The sequence below is a fragment of the Streptomyces sp. NPDC088762 genome, assembly GCF_044750905.1.
Classification (GTDB): Bacteria; Actinomycetota; Actinomycetes; order Streptomycetales; family Streptomycetaceae; genus Streptomyces.
The window spans coordinates 570844-590710 of sequence record NZ_JBIVKT010000001.1 but is presented as its reverse complement, the minus strand read 5'-3'; the positions used below and the strand labels follow the sequence as shown (position 1 = coordinate 590710).

Below are 19867 nucleotides of genomic sequence, written 5' to 3'. Positions count from 1 at the left end.
GATGTGGGCGAGGGGGGATTTGAACCCCCACGTCCCGAAGGACACTGGCACCTGAAGCCAGCGCGTCTGCCGTTCCGCCACTCGCCCGAGCAGCGTCCCAGTGGTTCTTCCCTTTCGGGCCGTTCCCCTGGCGACATCGGAACATTAGCACGTCGGACGGGGTGGATTCACATCGCTTTCCGCGGGCACCCGCACCCCTGCCGGCACCTGCCCCTCCCGTACTCCCCGCCCGGTGCGGGACACTGTCCCTGGAGCGCCCCTACGATCGCTTGTGAGGACCAACACTCGTCCACGCAGGACCGATGGGGAACCACCCGAATCCGCCACGCGTGGATACGATCAGTAAGCAGTACAGGGCGACAACGACGGAGGAGGTGCCCCATGGGAGTTCTGAAGCGGTTCGAGCAGCGACTCGAAGGTCTGGTGAACGGCACCTTCGCCAAGGTGTTCAAGTCCGAGGTCCAGCCGGTGGAGATCGCCGGCGCCCTCCAGCGGGAGTGCGACAACAACGCCACCATCTGGAACCGCGAGCGCACCGTCGTGCCCAACGACTTCATCGTCGAGCTCAGCGCCGGCGACTACGACCGCCTGAGCCCCTACTCCGGGCAGCTCGGCGACGAGCTCGCGGGCCTCGTCCGCGACTACGCCAAGCAGCAGCGCTACAGCTTCATGGGCCCCATCAAGGTCCACCTGGAGAAGGCCGACGACCTCGACACCGGGCTCTACCGGGTCCGCAGCCGCACCCTCGCCTCCAGCAGCTCCCAGCCGCAGGCGGGCCAGGGCCAGGCGCTCCAGAACCAGCAGCAGGGCGGCTACGGGTACCCCCCGGTCGCCGCCCCGCCCATGCCCGCCGGCCCGCCCCCGGGCGGACCGGCCGGCGCACGCAGGCCGGGCCCCGGCGGCCCCGCCGCCCCCGTACCGGCCTCGGGCGCCCCGCGGCGCCACTGGATCGAGATCAACGGCACCCGCCACCAGATCTCGCGCCCCACGCTCGTACTCGGCCGAAGCACCGAAGCCGACGTGCGGATCGACGACCCCGGCGTATCGCGCCGGCACTGTGAGATCCGGACCGGAACGCCCTCGACGATCCAGGATCTCGGGTCCACCAACGGCATCGTGGTGGACGGGCAGCACACCACCCGCGCTACGCTCCGCGACGGCTCGCGGATCGTCGTGGGCAGTACCACCATCATTTACCGGCAAGCCGAAGGGTGAAGCGGGGGCAATGTCAGAGCTGACCCTGACGGTCATGCGGTTGGGTTTCCTGGCCGTTCTGTGGCTGTTCGTCATCGTGGCCGTCCAGGTCATCCGCAGCGACCTCTTCGGAACGAGAGTGACCCAGCGCGGCTCCCGCCGCGGCGGCGCCGCCGGCGCCCCGCAGCAGGCCGGGGGCCGCCAGGCCGCGCCGCCGCAGCAGCGCCAGCGGCGTGGTGCGCCCACCAAGCTCGTCGTCTCCGAGGGCACCCTCACGGGAACCACGGTGGCCCTCGCCGGCCAGACGATCACGCTCGGCCGCGCCCACGACTCCACGATCGTGCTGGACGACGACTACGCGTCCAGCCGCCATGCCAGGATCTATCCCGACCGGGACGGACAGTGGATCGTCGAAGATCTCGGGTCCACCAACGGCACGTATCTCGACCGGACCCGGCTGACCACCCCGACGCCCATTCCGCCGGGCGCACCGATCCGCATCGGCAAGACCGTCATCGAGCTGCGGAAGTAGTACGAGAATGAGCGAGCGGAGCGAGCGCGCGTCGGCGATCCGTCCCACCGAGGACACGGACCCGAGCGCGCTCCCGACCGGAGGGTGGGCAGTGTGGCTCGAGACCGGTTGTACCCGGAGGAAGCGTCGACTGGGCAGGTGCGCATGAGTCTGTCCCTGCGGTTCGCCGCCGGTTCGCACAAGGGCATGATCCGTGAGGGGAACGAGGATTCCGGCTACGCCGGGCCGCGCCTCCTCGCGATCGCCGACGGCATGGGAGGCCAGGCCGCCGGCGAGGTCGCGAGCTCCGAGGTGATCTCCACCCTCGTGCAGCTCGACGACGACGTCCCGGGCTCCGACATCCTCACCTCCCTGGCCACGGCCGTGCAGCGCGCCAACGACCAGCTGCGCGTCATGGTCGAGGAGGACCCCCAGCTCGAGGGCATGGGCACCACCCTGACCGCGCTGCTGTGGACCGGGCAGCGCCTCGGTCTCGTCCACGTCGGCGACTCCCGCGCCTACCTGCTGCGCGACGGCGTCCTCACGCAGATCACCCAGGACCACACCTGGGTGCAGCGCCTCGTCGACGAGGGCCGGATCACCGAAGAGGAAGCCACCACCCACCCGCAGCGCTCCCTGCTGATGAGAGCGCTCGGCAGCGGCGACATCGTCGAGCCCGACCTCTCCATCCGCGAGGTCCGCGCCGGCGACCGCTACCTCATCTGCTCCGACGGGCTCTCCGGCGTGGTCTCCCACCAGACCCTGGAGGAGACCCTCGCCGACTACCACGGCCCCCGCGAGACCGTGCAGTCGCTCATCCAGCTCGCCCTGCGTGGCGGCGGACCCGACAACATCACCTGCATCGTCGCCGACGTCCTCGACACGGACAGCGGGGACACCCTCGCCGCCCAGGTCAGCGACACCCCGGTCGTCGTCGGTGCGGTCGCCGAGAACCAGCACCAGCTCTTCGACGGCGGCAACGCCATGCAGACCCCGGCCGGCCGCGCCTCGGGCCTCGGCCGCCAGGCCGCCCCTCCGGCCGGCGCCTTCGGGCCCCCCGGCAGCGGCGACCAGGGCGGCTACGGCTACGGCGACCCGGGCCAGGGCGGCGGCGGGAACTACGGCAGCTTCGGCGAAGCCGACGGCTACGACAACGACTCCGGGTACGAGGACACGTACGACCACCCCCGCCGGCGCCGCAGCAAAGGGCGCAAGTGGACCACCCGCACGCTGACCCTGCTGCTCGTCGTGGGCGTCATCGGCGGCGGGCTCTACGCGGGCTGGCGCTGGACGCAGACCCAGTACTACGTCGGCAAGCAGGGCGACCACGTCGCGCTCTTCCGCGGGATCAGCCAGAAGCTCGGCCCGCTGTCGCTCTCCAAGGTGGAGACCGACCGCCCCGACATCGAACTGAAGTACCTGCCGCCCTTCAAGCGCAAGCTGGTCGAGGCCACCATCAGCGAGAGCAACCTCGACGGAGCCCGTCAGAAGGTCGACGAGCTCGGGGTCCAGGCCTCCGCCTGCAAGAAGGACGAAGAGCGCCGCAACGCCGAGGCGCAGAACCAGACACCCGCCACCACTCTGACTGCCCCGGAGCAGCAAGTGGTCGGCCATTGCGTCAAGCAGTAGACACCCGCGGGCGCAGGGGGCCTGCCACACCATGAGCGTTGTCACCAACACGACCACCATCGGCGCCATCGAGCTGCCGAGCCGGCGGAACACCGAGCTCCTGCTGCTCGGCTTCGCCGTGGTCATCCCGATCTTCGCCTACGCCAACGTGGGCCTGTCGATCCACGGCGAGCTGCCCCCCGGCATGTTCACCTACGGACTCGGCTTCGCCGTGCTCGCCGGCCTCGCCCACCTCGTCGTACGCCGCTACGCCAAGTACGCCGACCCGCTGCTGCTGCCGATCGCCACCCTGCTCAACGGTCTCGGCGTCGTCCTGATCTGGCGGCTCGACCAGTCCGAGCGCCTGCAGAACCTCGCCAGGAAAAGCTTCGGCGCCTTCTCCGAGTCCGCGCCGCGCCAGATGATGTACACGGGGCTCGCCATCGCCCTGTTCTCCGTCGTCCTGCTGGTCCTCAAGGACCACCGCGTGCTGCAGCGCTTCACGTACATCTCGATGGCCGGCGCCCTGATCCTGCTGATCCTGCCGGTGATCCCGGGTCTGGGCGCGGACGTCTTCGGCGCCAAGATCTGGATCAGCGTCGGCGGCTTCTCCATCCAGCCCGGCGAGTTCGCGAAGATCGTCATCGCCATCTTCTTCGCCGGCTACCTGATGGTGAAGCGCGACGCCCTGGCCCTGGCCAGCCGCCGCTTCATGGGTCTCTACCTGCCGCGCGGCCGCGACCTCGGCCCGATCCTGATGATCTGGGCGATGAGCCTGCTCGTCCTCGTCTTCGAGAACGACCTCGGCACCTCGCTGCTCTTCTTCGGCATGTTCGTGATCATGCTGTACGTCGCCACCGAGCGGACCAGCTGGATCGTGATCGGCCTGCTCATGAGCGTCGGCGGCGCCGCCGTGGTCGGCGCGACCGCCAGCCACGTCAAGGCCCGCGTCACCGCCTGGCTCGACCCCTTCGCCTGCTACGCCACCTCGGGTGCCTGCGAGCAGGTCGGCCAGTCGATCATGAGCTTCGGCTCGGGCGGGGTCCTCGGCACCGGATGGGGCCAGGGCAACTCCGACCTCATCGGCTTCGCCGCCAATTCCGACTTCATCTTCTCCACCGTCGGCGAAGAGCTCGGCCTCTCGGGCGTCATGGCCTTCCTCCTGCTCTACGGCCTGATCATCGAGCGGGGTGTGCGCACCGCCCTCGCCGCCCGCGACCCCTTCGGCAAGCTCTTCGCCATCGGTCTCTCCGGCGCGTTCGCGCTCCAGATCTTCGTCGTCGCCGGCGGCGTCATGGGCCTCATCCCCCTCACCGGCATGACGATGCCCTTCCTCGCCTCCGGCGGCTCCTCCGTCCTCGCGAACTGGGTCCTCGTCGCCATCCTCATCCGGATCAGCGACACCGCACGCCGACCTGCCCCGGCCCCCGCCCCGTCCCCCGACTCCGAGATGACCCAGGTGGTCCGCCCGTCATGAACAAGCCCCTGCGCCGCATCTCGCTGTTCTGCGGGCTGCTCGTCCTCGCCCTGCTGATCCGGACCAACTGGCTCCAGTACGTCCAGGCCGAGGAACTCAGCACGCGCAAGGAGAACCGCCGGGTCCAGATCGCCCAGTACGCCACCGAGCGCGGCAACATCATCGTGGCGGGCGAGCCGATCACCGGCTCCGCGGTCACCGACGGCAGCGACTACAAGTACAAGCGCACCTACGTGAACGGCGAGCTGTGGGCCCCCGTCACCGGGTACGCCTCGCAGGCCTTCGGCTCCACCCAGCTGGAATCCCTCGAGGACGGCATCCTCACCGGCAACGACGACCGGCTCTTCTTCGACCGCACCATCGGCATGTTCACCGGGGAGAAGAAGCAGGGCGGCAACGTCGTCACCACGCTCAACCCGGACGCCCAGAAGGCCGCGTTCGACAAGCTCGGCAAGAAGAAGGGCGCGGTCGCCGCCATCGACCCGCGCACCGGGGCCATCCTGGCGCTGGTCTCCACCCCCTCGTACGACCCCTCGCGCTTCGCCGGCAACTCCAAGGCGGACGGGAACGCCTGGGTCGAGCTGAAGGACAGCGAGGACAAGAACCTCGTCAACCGAGCCCTGCGCGAGACGTATCCGCCGGGCTCCACCTTCAAGGTGGTCACCGCGGCCGCCGCGCTGGAGAACGGCGTCGTCAAGGAGATCAACGACCCGACGGACACCCCGGAGCCGTACTTCCTGCCCGGCACCAAGACCCCGATGGTCAACCACGCCTCGGGCTGCGAGAAGGCCAGCCTCAACGAGGCCCTGCGGGTCTCGTGCAACTCCGTCTTCGCCAACCTCGGCAACCAGGTCGGGCGCGACAACATGGTGAAGACCGCGGAGAAGTTCGGCTTCAACAACGACAAGATCGACATCCCGGTCCGCGCCTTCGCCAGCGTCTACGACAAGAAGATGGGCAAGGACGGCAACGCCCAGAGCGCCATCGGCCAGTTCAACACCGCCGCCACCCCGCTCCAGATGGCGATGGTCACCGCGGCGATCGCCAACGACGGCAAGCTGATGAAGCCGTACATGGTCGACCAGCTCACCGCGCCCAACCTCGACGTCATCGAGAAGCACTCCCCGGAGGAGATGAGCCGCCCGCTGTCCGCGGCCAACGCGCAGAAGGTCCAGGAGATGATGGTCAACGTCGTCGAGAAGGGCACCGGCGAGAAGGCCAAGATCGACGGCGTGAAGGTCGGCGGCAAGACCGGCACCGCCCAGCACGGCGAGGGCAACAAGAAGCGCCCCTACGCCTGGTTCATCTCCTACGCCGAGAACGCGGACGGCACCTCGCCGGTCGCCGTCGCCGTCGTCATCGAGGACAGCGACGCGGACCGCGAGGACATCAGCGGCGGCGGCCTGGCCGCCCCCGTCGCCAAGGCCGTGATGGAAGCCGTGCTGAAGAGCGGCAAGTGATCCGGGGAACGAGCCGGCGTGAGCCGAGCGTGAGGCGCCCATGACGGACCGGAACGGAGTGATCCGCGTCACTGAAGCGGGCCGGATCCGAGCGTACGGTACCGGTCCAGTATCAGCCTGTGGCCACGAACCGATCACGGACGATCGGCCGGTAGCCTTTGCGCGAACAGCACACCGCCGGACCACACACAGGTGCGGTCGGGACTGACGGAGAGGGCTGCAACGTTATGGAAGAGCCGCGTCGCCTCGGCGGCCGGTACGAGCTGAGCCACGTGCTCGGCCGCGGTGGCATGGCCGAGGTCTACCTCGCCCACGACACCCGGCTCGGCCGTACCGTCGCCGTCAAGACCCTGCGCGCCGATCTCGCCCGCGACCCGTCCTTCCAGGCCCGGTTCCGTCGCGAGGCCCAGTCGGCCGCGTCGCTGAACCACCCGGCGATCGTCGCCGTCTACGACACCGGCGAGGACTACGTCGACAACATCTCCATCCCGTACATCGTGATGGAGTACGTCGACGGGTCCACCCTGCGCGAACTGCTGCACTCCGGCCGCAAGCTGCTGCCCGAGCGCACGCTGGAGATGTGCATCGGCATCCTCCAGGCCCTGGAGTACTCGCACCGGGCCGGCATCGTGCACCGCGACATCAAGCCCGCCAACGTGATGCTGACCCGCACCGGCCAGGTCAAGGTCATGGACTTCGGCATCGCCCGCGCCATGGGCGACTCCGGCATGACCATGACGCAGACCGCCGCCGTCATCGGCACCGCCCAATACCTCTCCCCGGAGCAGGCCAAGGGCGAGCAGGTCGACGCGCGCTCCGACCTGTACTCCGCCGGCTGCCTGCTGTACGAGCTGCTCAGCGTGCGGCCCCCCTTCGTCGGCGACTCCCCCGTGGCCGTCGCCTACCAGCACGTACGGGAAGAGCCGCAGCCTCCGTCGAACTTCGACCCCGAGATCACGCCCGAGATGGACGCGATCGTCCTGAAGGCGCTGGTCAAGGACCCCGACTACCGCTACCAGTCCGCCGACGAGATGCGCGCGGACATCGAGGCCTGCCTCGACGGCCAGCCCGTCGCCGCCACCGCCGCCATGGGCGCGGCCGGCTACGGCTACCCCGACCAGGGCCACGGCTACGGGCAGCAGGGCTACGACCAGCCCACCACCGCCCTGCGCGCCGCCGACTCCGGCGCCCAGACGTCGATGATGCCGCCCATGCCCCCGGGCGACGGCGGATACGGCTACGGCGACCAGGGCCACGGCGGCTACGACCAGGGTCCGCACCGCCGCCAGAAGAAGAGCAGGGCGTCCACGATCCTGCTCGTGGCGGCGGGCATCCTCGTCCTGGTCGGCGCGATCCTCATCGGGCGCTCCCTCTTCAGCGGGGGTGCCGACAACCGGCCCGCCGTGCCGAAGTTCATCGGCGCGACCCTGGAGGAGGCGCAGAAGAGCGCCGACAACGTCGGTCTCAAGGTGGTGAAGGAAGCCGACGCCGCCTGCGAGGAGCAGCCCAAGGGCAAGATCTGCAAGCAGGACCCGGCGGCCGACACCAAGGTCGACAAGGGCAGCACGGTCAAGGTGACCGTCTCCTCGGGCTCGGCACCGGTGGCCATCCCCGACGTGGTCCGGCTGCCGTACGACCAGGCCGAGAAGACCCTCAAGGACAAGGGCTTCCAGGTCGAGCGCAAGACCCAGGAGTCCGACAGCACCCCCGGGGTCGTCCTCGAGCAGAACCCGAAGCCGGGCACCGAGGCCCACAAGAACGACGTGATCACGCTGACCGTCGCCAAGGAACAGTCCAAGGCGGTCGTCCCGGACCTGCGGGGCAAGACGAAGGAGGACGCCGCCAAGGCCCTCCAGGCCGTCAACCTCAAGCTGGGCAGCGTGACGGAGGCGGACGCCCCGCCGGGGACCGAGCCGAAGAAGGTGTTCTCCCAGCAGTACCAGCCGGGTGAGCAGATCGAGGTCGGCAAGACCGTCAGCATCACCGTCGCCAAGGCCGCGCAGCAGACCCAGGTCCCGAACCTGGCCCAGAAGACGGTGGCCCAGGCGAAGCAGGAACTGGCCGCCCGGGGCCTGACCTTCGGCCGGGTCATCAACGGCCCGACGGACGACAACGCGATCGTGATCTACTCCGACCCGGTCGCCGGCAGCCCCGCCAACACGGGCCAGGCCGTCAACGTCTACACCATGGCGGGCGGCCAGCAGGACGGCGGCAACACCGCCGGAAACGGCTTCTTCGGAGGCCTGACGGGCGGCAACCGCCGCTAGCCGCGGCTCAGCACCCCCAAAAGGTCCGGCCCCCTCCCGGGGGCCGGACCTTTTTCCGCTCTGTGCCGCCCACAGGGGCTACCGCGCCTCCCCGCCCCCGACCGGCCGCGCCCGGGGCCCTCACGCGCCCACAGGGGCCCTGGAGGGCCTACGGGCGGAGCTCCGCCGGACGGGTCCGCTTCGCGTCCACCTTCTCCGTGCGGACCAGCTCGCCCCAGACGACGTACCGGTACTTCGACGTGTACACCGGCGTGCAGGTCGTCAGCGTGATGTAGCGGCCCGGAGCGGTCTTGCCCGACTCCTTCGGGACCGGGTTGATCACGTCCACGTCGTACTTCGACGTCTGGCGCAGCTCCGCGAAGACCTTGTACACGTACCAGGTGTCCTTGGTCTCGAAGACGATCGCGTCGCCGTTCCTCACCTTGTCGATGTTGTGGAACTTCGCCCCGTGGCCGTCCCGGTGCGCGGCCAGCGCGAAGTTCCCCTTCTCGTCCCACGGCAGCGCCGACTTCACCGGCTGCGTGTAGTAGCCGGCGACGCCGTCGTCGAGGACGTCCGGATCGGTGCCGGGCTTCACCAGCACCTCGCCGTTCTTCATCGCCGGTACGTGCAGGAAGCCGATGCCGTCCCGGGTGTCCAACTCGCCCGGGGCCACCGGCTGGGCGGGGGCCTGCGCGTGCCACTGCCGGCGGATCTCCTCACCGCGCGCCGAGGCCTGCCGGTCCGCGAGCACGTTCGTCCACCACAGCGAGTAGGCCACGAACAGGGCCAGGACCAGGCCGACCGTGATCAGGAGCTCGCCCAGCAGGCTCAGGAACCCGGCGAGCATACTCCGGTTCGGGGGCGGCGGGGCGGTGTCAGGGCGGCCGGGGTCGCCGTCGTGGCTGCGGTGGCCGCGCTTGCTGCGGTGGCGAGACACTGCTGATTCGGTCCTCAGGGCGGCTACGGGCTGGTCAGCGCGGGCGGAGGGCCCTGGCTGCGGGGGCGTTCGTCGATCATCCTGCCCCATACGATCATCCGGTAGGTGCTGGTGAACTCCGGGGTGCAGGTCGTGAGCGTGATGTACCGGCCCGGCCCGGTGAACCCCGAGCCCTCCGGCACTGGCTTGATCACCGAGACGTTCGTCGGCGGCGTCTGCGGCAGCGACGAGGTCGTCTCGTACGTGTAGTACGCGTCCCGGGTCTCCACGACGACGGGATCACCGGGCACGAGCCGGTTGATGTAGCGGAACGGCTCCCCGTGGGTGTTGCGGTGGCCCGCCAGCGCGAAGTTGCCCTGCGGGTCCGCCGGCATGGCCGTCTTCAGCGCGCCCTCGCCGTAGTGCCCGACCATCCCCTTGTCGAGCACCTTCGGCTTGCTGATGCCCTCCGCCACCGGGACCTTCACGTCCAGCTTCGGGATGTACAGGATCGCGAAACCCTGCCCGGGCTCGAAGGCGGTCACCGGGGGTGCGGCGGCCCCGGAGCCGGGGCCCGGGTCCTGCCGCCACGTCTGCTGGAGCGAGCCGGCGGCGCCGTTCGCCGTCCGCTCGGCCAGGAGGTTCGTGTACCAGAGCTGGTAGGCGACGAACAGCAGCATCACCAGGCCCAGCGTGATGAACAGCTCCCCGCCCAGCCGGCTCGCGACGACCACCGGGCCGCCCGACGCCGGCCGCCTGCGCCGCCGGCCGCCCCGCCTGCGGGTGTGGCGGGCGGCCCGCTTCGCGGCCTCCTGTGCCGCCCTGCGTCGCGCGGCCCGGCCCTGCGTGGGCGCGGACGGCGCGACCGCGGTCACGCGACGGCCTTGCCCACCACCGGGGCCAGCCCCACCGAGCGCTCCACCGCACCCGCGTCGCCGCACCGCACCAGCCAGTTGGCGAGCATCCGGTGGCCCCACTCGGTCAGTACCGACTCGGGGTGGAACTGCACACCCTCGACGTCGTGCTCCCGGTGGCGCAGGCCCATGATGATCCCGTCCTCGGTGCGCGCCGTGACCTCCAGCGCGTCGGGCAGGGCCAGGGGCTCGGCGGCCAGCGAGTGGTAGCGGGTCGCGGTGAACGGCGACGGCAGGCCGGCGAAGACGCCGAGGCCCTCGTGCACCACCGGCGAGGTCTTGCCGTGCAGCAGCTCCGGAGCCCGGTCCACGACCCCTCCGTAGGCGACCGCCATCGACTGCATGCCGAGGCAGACGCCGAAGACCGGAACGCCCGTGTCGGCGCAGTGGCGGACCATGTCGACGCAGACGCCCGCCTCCTCCGGCGTGCCCGGACCCGGGGAGAGCAGCACGCCGTCGAAGCCGTCCTGCGCGTGCGAGAGTTCGACCTCGTCGTTGCGCAGCACCTCGCATTCGGCGCCGAGCTGGTAGAGGTACTGGACCAGGTTGAAGACAAAGCTGTCGTAGTTGTCTACAACCAGAATGCGCGCGCTCACGGAGTGGCTCCCGATCCCTCGTCCACTGTCACATCGTTGAACGGCAGGAGCGGCTCGGCCCACGGGAAGACGTACTGGAACAGCACGAACACCACCGCGAGGACCAGTACGAGCGAGATCAGCGCACGCACCCACGCGTTGCCGGGCAGATGCCGCCAGATCCAGCCGTACATGGCTTCTGTTTCCTTTTCGTCCTCATTCGTTCAACGCACCGCGGGGGCGGTACGCGAACAGACTAAAGGCAGCGGCCCGGCCGGGTGGGTCACCTGGGCAATCCCTCCGGTCCGCCCTGCCCCACGGGGCGCGTCCCGGTCAGCTCCGCCCAGACCACCAGCCGGTGGCTGTGGCCCCACTCGGGGTCGCAGGTCGTCAGCGTCAGGTACGGGCCGGGCGTCGTGAAGGGCGACCTCGCCGGGACCGGGTCGACCACCCGGACGTCGGTGGGCAGGGTGCGCAGCGGACCGCCGCGGACCGTGTAGGTGTACCAGGTGGTGGCGTCCTTGAGGATCACGGCGTCCCCGGGGCGCAGTTCGGGGAAGTCCTTGAACGGGTCGCCGTAGGTGCGGCGGTGTCCCGCGACCGAGAAGTTGCCCGTGGCGCCGAGGCGGGCGGTGCCCGCGTAGTGGCCCAGGCCCTTCTTCAGCACCTCGGTGCCGGTGCCCTCCAGGACGGGCTTGTTCCAGTCCGGGCCGAAGCGCGGGACGTACATCTCGGCGAAGGCCTGGCCGGCGGGGTAGGGGGGCGGGGTCTCCTCCCGGGGCCGCGGGGCTTCCGTCGGGGTGGCCGGGGCGGCGGGCTGCGGTGCGGCCGGCTGCGGTACGGCGGGCTGCGGGGCGGCCGCGGGGGCCGCCGCCCAGGTGTCGCGCATGCGGGCCATTTCGGCGTCCATGGCCCGGTCGGCCTTGACCCCGGTCCACAGCAGTACGTACGCGACGAAGAGCACGATCAGGGTGCCCGCCGTCAGGCACACCTCGCTGAACGTCCGTACCACCAGGCGCAGTACGACGTCGGTACGGGCCCCTTCACGGGGTGGGTGCCACCGGCTTCGCATAGTGGAGGTCCACTGTGCCGGAGTAGCCGGGAAGTGTCAGCGCCTTGTGCTCGTCCACTTTCCAGCCGAGTCCGTACGCGTTGACGTACAGCTGGTAGTTCTGGAGCGCCGGGGAGGCCGCCATCGCCTTGCGCAGCGCGCCCGGGTCGCCGACCGCCGAGACCTTGTAGGGCGGCGAGTAGACCCGGCCCTGGAGGATCAGGGTGTTCCCCACGCAGCGGACCGCGCTGGTGGAGATCAGCCGCTGGTCCATGACCTGGATCCCCTGGGCCCCGCCCTGCCACAGGGCGTTCACGACCGCCTGGAGGTCCTGCTGGTGGATCACCAGGTCGTTGGGCTGGGGCTCGGGCACGTTGGGGATGCGGGCGGTGGCGTTGGGCGGGGCGTCGTTGAGGGTGACGGTCAGGCCCCTGCCCGTCAGCTCCTCGGTGCCGGACGCCGTGCGCAGGGCGGCCAGCCTGGCGTCCTCGGCCTTCGTGCTGCCGTCGTCGCGCTCGGCGAGGGCGTCCACCCGGCGGCGGACCGCTCCGGTGCTCTCCTCCAGCTCCGCGTTGTTCTGGCTGCGCTCCTCGATGAGGTCCGACAGCTTGAGGAGCGAGGCGTCGGTCCTGATGTTCGTACCCTTGGAGGTGTTGAAACTGGTGACGAAGAGCAGCCCGGCGAGGGCGAAAACGGCGGCCGTCAGCAGCCGGACCGGTCCGGCCCGGCGGGGACCCGCGGAGGAGTCGTCGGAATTGCTCAACGTACCCTTCTCCTTCAACGCCACAGGTCCACTACGCTAACGGACGCCCGGGGCAGGCAAGGTCCCCAGCGCATCGACAGGAGAGCCCCTCGTGCCGAAGTCACGTATCCGCAAGAAGGACGACTACACCCCGCCGCCGACGCGGCAGCCGCAGAGCATCAGGCTGACGAACCGCAGCTGGGTCGCCCCGGTCATGCTGGCCTTCTTCCTGATCGGACTCGCGTGGATCGTCGTCTTCTACGTGACCGAGACCCAGCTGCCGGTCGAGTCGCTGGGCAATTGGAACATCGTGGTCGGTTTCGGATTCATTGCGGCGGGATTCGGCGTATCCACGCAGTGGAAGTAGCACCGATCGCCCTCTGACGGAAGCTCTCCCCAGGAGTTATCCACAGCGTCATCCACACCTGAGGAAAAGACAGAAGATCTGTGGATAACTCTGTGGAGAGTTGACGCCGGTGTGATCAGGTGAGTTCCCCGGTGCGGAGCAGGATCACCGCTGCGACCAGCAGGAACACCGCCACACAGGTTCCCCACTGGAGCAGTGCGCGGCCCCGGCCGGCGGTGGGTCCGAGCATGCCCAGGCCCACCAGAGCGCCGGTGACCAGCCCGCCCACGTGGGCCTGCCAGGACACGTTGAGGCTGCCGCCGAGCGGTACGAAGGTCAGCACCAGCATGAACACGACCATGACGATCACCGGCCGCATCTCGTGGCGCAGCCGGCGCACCAGGACGACGGTGGCGCCGAGCAGGCCGAAGACGGCGCCGGACGCGCCGAGGGTCGGGGTGTTCGGCGGGGTCAGCAGATAGACGAGGGCGCTGGCGCCGAGCCCCGAGAGCAGGTAGACGGCGAGGTAGCGGGCCCGGCCCAGAGCCGCCTCCAGCGGGCCGCCGATCACCCACAGGCCGATCATGTTGCCGATGATGTGCCACCACTCGACGTGCAGGAAGACCGAGGTCACCAGGCGGTAGTACTGCCCTGTGGACACTCCCTCGACCGGGGCGCCGAAGAACTCCACGTACCGTCCGAGCAGCTCCAGCCGGATCACCAGCGCCGGGGCGGCCAGGCCTGCGAGGAAGACGGCGGCGTTGAGGGCGATCAGGATCTTGGTGACCAGCCGGGGGTCGTCCGCGACCACCCCGCCCGCGAGGGTGCGCGGGGCGTTCGCGGCCGGCCGGTGTCCGGTGCCGGAGCCCTCGCGGACGCAGTCGGGACACTGGAAGCCGACCGAGGCGCTGATCATGCACTCGGGGCAGATGGGGCGCTCGCAGCGGGTGCAGCGGATCCCCGTGTCACGGTCCGGGTGGCGGTAGCAGCCCGGCAGACGGTCGGTGTCCATCGGTTCCCTCGATCAGCGGCGAGGCAGGGGAAACGCCCCGCCGGTCCGGTATGCATGCAGTACGGACGGACGGGGCGGAAAGGTTCCCGGGCACCGGTCGCAGACGCCCCTGGACCCGGGTCGCGTCAGCGCTTCTCGATGACGACCGATTCGATGATCACGTCGTCCAGCGGGCGCTCGGTGCGCGGGTTGGTGGCCAGGCCGGCGATGGCGTCCACGGTCTTCTGGCTGGCCGGGTCGGTGACCTCGCCGAAGATGGTGTGCTTGCGGGTCAGCCAGGCGGTCGGCGCGACGGTGATGAAGAACTGCGAGCCGTTGGTGCCCGGGCCCGCGTTGGCCATGGCGAGCAGGTAGGGCTTGGTGAAGGCCAGATCGGGGTGGAACTCGTCGGCGAACTGGTAGCCGGGGCCCCCGGTGCCGTTGCCCAGCGGGTCACCGCCCTGGATCATGAAGCCGCTGATGACACGGTGGAAGACGGTGCCGTCGTAGAGCGGGTCCGTGGTCTTCTGGCCGTCGGTGGGGCGGGTCCACTCGCGGCCACCCGTGGCGAGCTCCACGAAGTTCCGGACGGTCTTCGGGGCGAAGTTCGGCAGCAGCTCGATCTCGATGTCGCCTTTGTTGGTCTTCAGGGTGGCGTAGAGCTTCTCGGCCACGGGTCTGCCTTCCATAGTCATCACTGTCGGTCCAGATAGTCGCACGGAGCGCTCCGCGGCACAGAAATCCTCCACCCGTATGCCCTGTCACGCATGCCCGTCAGCGCTATGGCAGGCATGATCCGACAAAGGGTGGAAAGGTGAACTGTGTCCGCCACCGAAGAGGAGGATCCCGTGACCCGCAAGGACAGCGTGCGCCTGGCCGCCGAGAGCGCCAGGGATACGGTGAAGCACGCGTCGGATTTGGTGGCGCCGTACGCAGGAAGCGCCAAGGACGCGGCCGTGCACTACGCGCATGAGGCGAACGTTCTGCTGGCGCCGAAGGTCTCGCACGCGGCCAACGAGGCCGCGCGGCAGGCTCGCATGACGTACGACAGCCATGTTCATCCCCGGCTCAGGGCGGCGCGGACGCACGTCCCGCCGAACGTGGACCGGGTGGCGACGAAGGCGGTGCGGCAGTCGCGCCACGCGGCACGGCGGGCGGCCGACTACACGCAGCCGCGGATCGAGAGTGCGATCGCCGCTGCCACGCCGGTGGCCGGGGAAGCCGCGTCGCGCTCGGCGGCGGCGTTCGCCGCCCTGCGCGGGCAAGTGACGCCGAAGGAGATCGAGCGGCTGGTGCGGCGCCACGAACGGCGGGCGCGCATGGGCCGGGTGTTCAAGGGCTTCGCCTGCGTCGGTCTCCTGGCCGGTGGCGCGTTCGCGGCGTGGAAGTGGTGGGACCAGCAGTCGAACCCGGACTGGCTCGTCGAGCCGCCGGCGGCCACCGAGCTGTCGGCGCAGGACGCCCCCGCGAGCTTCGACGACGAACTGGCGGCGAAGGAGCGCGAGGCGGGGCCGGGCAACGGGTCGGCCGCGCAGGACAAGCAGGCCTGACCTCGGCGCCACCCGTCGCCGGATGGTGGCCGAAGGGCCCGGATCCTCTTCTGGATCCGGGCCCTTGGGCTGTCCACCTGCGTTCGTTCTTGTTCTGCCGGCCGGGCCCGGGCGCTCAGGGGAGGGTGAGGACCATGCCCGGCCGGATGAGGTCGGGGTTGGAGCCGATGACGCCCTGGTTCATGGCGTAGAGCTCGCGCCAGCGGCCCTCGTTACCGAGCTCGCGGCGGGCGATCGCGGGGAGCGAGTCGCCGGGCTTGACCGTGTACGTACGCCTCTTGGCGGCGGCCGCCGGCTTGGGGGCGGCGGGAACGGCCTTGTGCGCGGCCGAGTGGGGCGTCGGGGTGTGTGCGGCGCCGGGCGCCGTGGAGGCGGGCGCCCCGGGCTTCGGCATCGCGGCGGGCCGGGGCGTGGCCGGGACGGCCTTGTGTGCGGCCGAGGAAGGGCTCGGCTTCGCGGGGGCGGAGGCGGGCTTGGGCGGCGCGGCCGCCGCCATCCGCTCGCCCGCCCCGCGGGGGGCCGAGGCGGGGCCGGGCGCAGGACGCGTGGCAGGCGCCTGCTGCTCCATCTGCTCCTTCGCCTTCGCGGCGGCGTCGTGCGCCTTCTTCTTGTCGGACTTCAGGAAGTCAAAGAGTCCCATGTCTGTACGCCTCCGGCGTGGTGTTTCCCCCTGGGCTCGGTGCCTTTCCCCACTGTCGGCCACCGGGGGCCCCGCGGCCCTGTGACGGGACCGTCCGGGGGACACCGCCGCGGGAGGTGGGCCGTCACTGGCGGGCGCGGCGGGCCGGGCGGGGGCTGTCGGAGGGGGTCCCGAGGTCGCCCTCGGCGAGGACGCCGAGAACGCGCAGCAGGGTGGCTCGGTCGGCGTCGGCGAGGGAGGCGAGGGCGTCGGCGTGGACCTTGTCGACGATCGCCTGGCTGCGGACGGCGAGGGCCGCGCCCTCGTCGGTGACGGCGATGATCCGGGCCCGGCGGTCCTTGGTGGAGGGACGGCGCTCTGCCAGCCCGGCCTTCTCCAGGGCGTCGACGGTGACGACCATCGTCGTCTTGTCCATGTCGCCGATCTCGGCGAGCTGGATCTGGGTGCGCTCCTCCTCCTGCGCGTGGACGAGGACGCAGTGCATGCGGGGGGTGAGCCCGATCTCCCCGAGGGCGGCGGCCATGCGGGTGCGGAGCACGTGGCTGGTGTGGTCCAGGAGGAAGGAGAGGTCGGGCTCGGTCCGGGTGTTCGCCATCGCGGTCATGACCTCACCCTAACAATTAGGTCCGAAGAAAATCGTCTGCAACAAAACTATCTGCTACGGTCACAACCAGTCGCCCGCACCGACGCCGTCTGCCGCACCGACCGACTGGAGAGACCGATGCCCGCCGCTTCTTCCTCCTTCACTTCTTCCGCCTCCGCTTCTTCCACCTCCGCTCCCGCTGCCGCCGTCCCGCACCCGGCAGCCGCCCCGCGCGGGCTCCGGTCCCGCTGGACCGCCCTGGGCGTGCTCTCGACCGGCATGCTGATGACGGTCCTCGACGGCAGCATCGTCACCGTGGCGATGCCCGCCATCCAGAACGACCTGGGCTTCTCCCCGGCGGGTCTCAGCTGGGTGGTGAACGCCTACCTGATCGCCTTCGGCAGTCTGCTGCTGCTCTCCGGACGCCTCGGGGACCTGCTGGGCCGCAAGCGGATGTTCCTCGCCGGAACGGCCGTCTTCACGGGCGCCTCGATACTCGCCGGCTTCGCCGCCTCCCCCGCCGTGCTGACGGCCGCCCGCTTCCTGCAGGGCCTCGGCAGCGCCATGGCCTCCGCCGTCGGTCTCGGCATCCTGATCACGCTGTTCACCGGGCCACGGGAACGCGCCAAGGCCATCGCGGTGTTCTCCTTCACCGGAGCGGCCGGCGCCTCCCTGGGCCAGGTGCTCGGCGGGGTCCTCACCGACGCCCTCGACTGGCACTGGATCTTCTTCATCAACCTGCCCATCGGTCTGGCCGCACTCCTCCTGGCCCTGCCCGCGCTCCCCGCGGACCGGGGTCTGGGCCTGGCCGCGGGCGCCGACGTACTGGGCGCCGTCCTGGTCACCGCCGGGCTGATGCTGGGCATCTACACCGTGGTCGAGGTGGAGCAGTACGGCTGGGTCTCCGCGCACACCCTCGGCCTCGGGGCGCTCGCCGCGGTCCTGCTCGGCGCCTTCACCCTCCGGCAGGCGAAGGCCCGTACGCCGCTGGTGCCGCTGAGGATCTTCCGCTCCCGGACCGTGGTCGGGGCCAACCTCGTGCAGATGCTGATGGTCGCCGCACTCTTCTCCTTCCAGATCCTGGTCGCCCTCTACCTCCAGAAGGTCCTGGGCTACGGAGCCGCGGCGACCGGTCTCGCGATGCTGCCCGCCGCCCTGGTCATCGGCGCGGTCTCCCTCGGCGTCTCCGCCCGCCTGAACGCCCGCTTCGGCGAGCGGAACGTGCTGCTCGCCGGTCTGGGCCTGCTCGCCCTGGCGCTGGGCCTGCTGACCCGCCTGCCCGTACGGGCCGACTACGTCACCGACCTGCTGCCGGTGATGCTGCTGGCCGCCGGCTTCGGCCTGGCCCTGCCGGCCCTCACCACGCTGGGCATGTCCGGCGCCGACGACCGTGACGCCGGGCTCGCCTCGGGGCTGTTCAACACCACCCAGCAGATCGGCATGGCCCTCGGCGTAGCCGTTCTGTCCACCCTCGCGGCCTCCCGTACGCAGTCCGCGACCCGGGCGGGCAGCACCCCGGCCGAGGCCCTCACGAGCGGGTACCACCTGGCCTTCGCCATCGGCGCCGCGCTCCTGCTGGCCGCGGTCGCCTTGGCCGCGGCCCTCCTGCGGGCCGATGTTTCACGTGAAACATCGGCCGGCCGATAGCTCCTCCTCGGGTCTACACGGTCACCGGAGCACGGTCCTTGACGAAGAATTCGCCGGCGGCGCGCAGCGCATCGGCATCGTCGAGGACCGTGCCCGGCGCGTTTCCGAGGCCGAGCAGCGAGCCGCCCCACCGCATGCCCATGTAGGCGGCGCAGTTGCGCAGGGTGCCGATCAGCGGGTCGGCCATCGACCGGTCCTCGGAGGACAGCGCGGTGATGCTCCACATGGTCTTGCCGGCCATCCGCGGTTTGAAGTCGAGACCCGGCACCCGCATCCAGCCCGACCAGTGGTCGAGGTAGAGCTGCGCGCTCGCCGAGAGGCTGTACCAGTAGAGCGGCGAGGCGACGACGAGGTCGGTGGCGGCCAGCGTGGCGTCCAGCAGGACACGGGAATTGCCGACGGGCTCGGGGTAGATGCCGGGCCCGTCGTGGCGCCGGTCCTCGAACGCCGGGACCGGAAGGTCCTTCAGGCGGAGCCATTCCTGCTCCACGCCGTCGGGGAGGGCGGCGGCCGCCTCCCGTGCGAGGGCCTCGGTGTTGCCGTCCAGGCGGCTGCTCGCCAGCAGGAACAGGAACCTGCGGCCGCCGGACTGATCTGTCGTGGTCATGCTCTGCTCTCCTCGGTCATGGTGTCGTGGACCAGCACGGGGCCCGTGCCGGTCAGCGGCCTGGCGAACGCGCCCAGCACAGGTCCGCGCCGCGGCAGGTCGTACACGGCCCACTCCTGGTCCTGGAGCTCGACGTGTACGGGTCCGGAGCGGCCCGGGTGCACCGGGACCCGGTGCGGCGCCGTGGTCAGCGGCAGTCCCGCCGCCTTCATCACGGCTTCCTTGCGGGTCCAGGCGCGGACGAAGGCCGCGCGGCGCGATTCCGGGGGCAGCTCGCGCACCTGGAGCTGTTCCTCGGGGGCCAGGCAGCGGTCGATGAGCCCCTCGGTGTCAAAGTCCCGGACGTGTTCGAGGTCGACGCCGATCGGGTCGTCCACGGACAGCCCGAGCAGCCAGAACTCCTCGGAACGGGCGACGCTCAGGAACACCTGGGGCACGGAGGCCGCGACGAGGACCAGGTGCTGGTGGCGCAGCCGCCCCCGGTGGGCCGTGCCGGTGCGCCCGAACCGGATCTCGCCGGGCTCCACGTCCGCGTAGGCGGCGAGGGTGCGCCGCACCGCCGCCCAGGAGGCCGCGAAGCGCCGGCGGTCCTCGTGCCGGGAGAAGCGCAGACACCGGCCGCGCTCCTCCTCGGAGAGCAGCTCCATGTCCTGGCGCAGTACGGCCCCGCGGTCGTCGCCGAACCACACATGGGCGCCGCCGCGTTCGGGGAGGACCGCCGGGGCCGGACGGGCGGTCGCCCGGCAGGGCGCGGCGGGGGGACCGGAGGGGGCGGCTGCAAGGGCTGCAGTGCGGGCGGAGTACAC

General features: G+C 70.7%; 20 protein-coding genes, 1 tRNA gene and 1 pseudogene. 9 read left to right on the top strand and 13 right to left on the bottom strand.

Features of this window, described 5'->3' with window-relative positions; all coding sequences use genetic code 11:
* Positions 1 to 4: 4 nt before the first annotated feature.
* A tRNA-Leu gene (locus tag ACIP5M_RS02765) sits at positions 5 to 87 on the bottom strand.
* A gap of 294 nt (positions 88 to 381) precedes the next feature.
* On the opposite strand from ACIP5M_RS02765, the gene ACIP5M_RS02760 reads away from it, so the two are divergent.
* The 6 genes from ACIP5M_RS02760 to pknB all read left to right on the top strand — a co-directional run bounded on the left by ACIP5M_RS02760 (position 382) and on the right by pknB (position 8517).
* Positions 382 to 1215: an FhaA domain-containing protein gene (locus ACIP5M_RS02760; protein WP_401191060.1), complete on the top strand. Its 834-nt coding sequence runs from the start codon at positions 382 to 384 to the stop codon at positions 1213 to 1215.
* 10 nt (positions 1216 to 1225) lie between these two features.
* On the top strand, positions 1226 to 1726 hold the full coding sequence (locus ACIP5M_RS02755; RefSeq protein WP_401191058.1) for an FHA domain-containing protein: 501 nt from the start codon (positions 1226 to 1228) through the stop codon (positions 1724 to 1726).
* A 144-nt stretch (positions 1727 to 1870) separates the two neighbouring features.
* A complete protein-coding gene (locus tag ACIP5M_RS02750) occupies positions 1871 to 3334 on the top strand; it encodes a PP2C family protein-serine/threonine phosphatase (protein WP_401191056.1) in 1464 nt (487 codons plus the stop codon).
* A gap of 31 nt (positions 3335 to 3365) precedes the next feature.
* Positions 3366 to 4790 carry an FtsW/RodA/SpoVE family cell cycle protein gene (locus ACIP5M_RS02745; protein WP_401191054.1) on the top strand — a complete coding sequence of 475 codons (1425 nt, stop codon included), beginning with the start codon at positions 3366 to 3368 and terminating at the stop codon, positions 4788 to 4790.
* Positions 4787 to 6250, top strand: coding sequence for a peptidoglycan D,D-transpeptidase FtsI family protein (locus ACIP5M_RS02740; RefSeq protein WP_401191052.1), 1464 nt, complete (start codon positions 4787 to 4789; stop codon positions 6248 to 6250). Before ACIP5M_RS02745 ends, ACIP5M_RS02740 begins: the two co-directional genes overlap by 4 nt.
* A gap of 227 nt (positions 6251 to 6477) precedes the next feature.
* Positions 6478 to 8517 carry a Stk1 family PASTA domain-containing Ser/Thr kinase gene (gene pknB / locus ACIP5M_RS02735; RefSeq protein ID WP_401191051.1) on the top strand — a complete coding sequence of 680 codons (2040 nt, stop codon included), beginning with the start codon at positions 6478 to 6480 and terminating at the stop codon, positions 8515 to 8517.
* A gap of 148 nt (positions 8518 to 8665) precedes the next feature.
* Here pknB and ACIP5M_RS02730 read toward each other — a convergent pair whose 3' ends face one another.
* The 6 genes and pseudogenes from ACIP5M_RS02730 to ACIP5M_RS02705 form a co-directional block, all read right to left on the bottom strand.
* Entirely contained in the window at positions 8666 to 9346 is a 681-nt protein-coding gene (locus ACIP5M_RS02730; protein ID WP_401191853.1) for a class E sortase, read from the bottom strand.
* A gap of 113 nt (positions 9347 to 9459) precedes the next feature.
* A pseudogene (locus tag ACIP5M_RS02725) lies at positions 9460 to 10152 on the bottom strand (class E sortase); the annotation flags it as partial.
* Positions 10153 to 10286: 134 nt separating this feature from the next.
* Positions 10287 to 10925: an aminodeoxychorismate/anthranilate synthase component II gene (locus tag ACIP5M_RS02720; protein ID WP_401191049.1), complete on the bottom strand. Its 639-nt coding sequence runs from the start codon at positions 10923 to 10925 to the stop codon at positions 10287 to 10289.
* Positions 10922 to 11098 carry a hypothetical protein gene (locus ACIP5M_RS02715; RefSeq protein WP_030011120.1) on the bottom strand — a complete coding sequence of 59 codons (177 nt, stop codon included), beginning with the start codon at positions 11096 to 11098 and terminating at the stop codon, positions 10922 to 10924. Before ACIP5M_RS02715 ends, ACIP5M_RS02720 begins: the two co-directional genes overlap by 4 nt.
* An 89-nt stretch (positions 11099 to 11187) precedes the next feature.
* Entirely contained in the window at positions 11188 to 11976 is a 789-nt protein-coding gene (locus ACIP5M_RS02710; RefSeq protein ID WP_401191046.1) for a class E sortase, read from the bottom strand.
* A complete protein-coding gene (locus ACIP5M_RS02705; protein WP_401191044.1) occupies positions 11948 to 12718 on the bottom strand; it encodes a DUF881 domain-containing protein in 771 nt (256 codons plus the stop codon). Before ACIP5M_RS02705 ends, ACIP5M_RS02710 begins: the two co-directional genes overlap by 29 nt.
* 91 nt (positions 12719 to 12809) lie before the next feature.
* Here ACIP5M_RS02705 and crgA point away from each other — a divergent pair, with 91 nt between their 5' ends.
* Complete coding sequence (crgA, locus tag ACIP5M_RS02700) at positions 12810 to 13064, top strand: cell division protein CrgA (protein WP_401191042.1); 255 nt, start codon at positions 12810 to 12812, stop codon at positions 13062 to 13064.
* 115 nt (positions 13065 to 13179) lie between these two features.
* On the opposite strand, the gene ACIP5M_RS02695 is transcribed toward crgA, so the two are convergent.
* Positions 13180 to 14055 (bottom strand): rhomboid family intramembrane serine protease, encoded by an 876-nt coding sequence (locus ACIP5M_RS02695; RefSeq protein ID WP_401191040.1) that lies wholly within the window; start codon positions 14053 to 14055, stop codon positions 13180 to 13182.
* A gap of 125 nt (positions 14056 to 14180) precedes the next feature.
* Positions 14181 to 14708: a peptidylprolyl isomerase gene (locus ACIP5M_RS02690; RefSeq protein WP_401191851.1), complete on the bottom strand. Its 528-nt coding sequence runs from the start codon at positions 14706 to 14708 to the stop codon at positions 14181 to 14183.
* Positions 14709 to 14882: 174 nt separating this feature from the next.
* On the opposite strand from ACIP5M_RS02690, the gene ACIP5M_RS02685 reads away from it, so the two are divergent.
* Positions 14883 to 15584 carry a DUF5324 family protein gene (locus tag ACIP5M_RS02685; RefSeq protein WP_401191038.1) on the top strand — a complete coding sequence of 234 codons (702 nt, stop codon included), beginning with the start codon at positions 14883 to 14885 and terminating at the stop codon, positions 15582 to 15584.
* A gap of 115 nt (positions 15585 to 15699) precedes the next feature.
* Here ACIP5M_RS02685 and ACIP5M_RS02680 read toward each other — a convergent pair whose 3' ends face one another.
* Positions 15700 to 16224, bottom strand: a complete 525-nt coding sequence (locus ACIP5M_RS02680; protein ID WP_401191036.1) for a LysM peptidoglycan-binding domain-containing protein — start codon at positions 16222 to 16224, stop codon at positions 15700 to 15702.
* Positions 16225 to 16348: 124 nt separating this feature from the next.
* Positions 16349 to 16828, bottom strand: a complete 480-nt coding sequence (locus ACIP5M_RS02675; RefSeq protein ID WP_401191034.1) for a MarR family winged helix-turn-helix transcriptional regulator — start codon at positions 16826 to 16828, stop codon at positions 16349 to 16351.
* Between the two features lie 258 nt (positions 16829 to 17086).
* Here ACIP5M_RS02675 and ACIP5M_RS02670 point away from each other — a divergent pair, with 258 nt between their 5' ends.
* Positions 17087 to 18454 carry an MFS transporter gene (locus ACIP5M_RS02670; protein ID WP_401191848.1) on the top strand — a complete coding sequence of 456 codons (1368 nt, stop codon included), beginning with the start codon at positions 17087 to 17089 and terminating at the stop codon, positions 18452 to 18454.
* Between the two features lie 13 nt (positions 18455 to 18467).
* Here the strand turns inward: ACIP5M_RS02670 and ACIP5M_RS02665 are convergent, their stop codons facing one another.
* Positions 18468 to 19061: a flavodoxin family protein gene (locus ACIP5M_RS02665; protein WP_401191032.1), complete on the bottom strand. Its 594-nt coding sequence runs from the start codon at positions 19059 to 19061 to the stop codon at positions 18468 to 18470.
* A complete protein-coding gene (locus ACIP5M_RS02660; protein WP_401191030.1) occupies positions 19058 to 19867 on the bottom strand; it encodes a 4'-phosphopantetheinyl transferase family protein in 810 nt (269 codons plus the stop codon). The genes ACIP5M_RS02665 and ACIP5M_RS02660 overlap by 4 nt, the downstream gene beginning before the upstream one ends.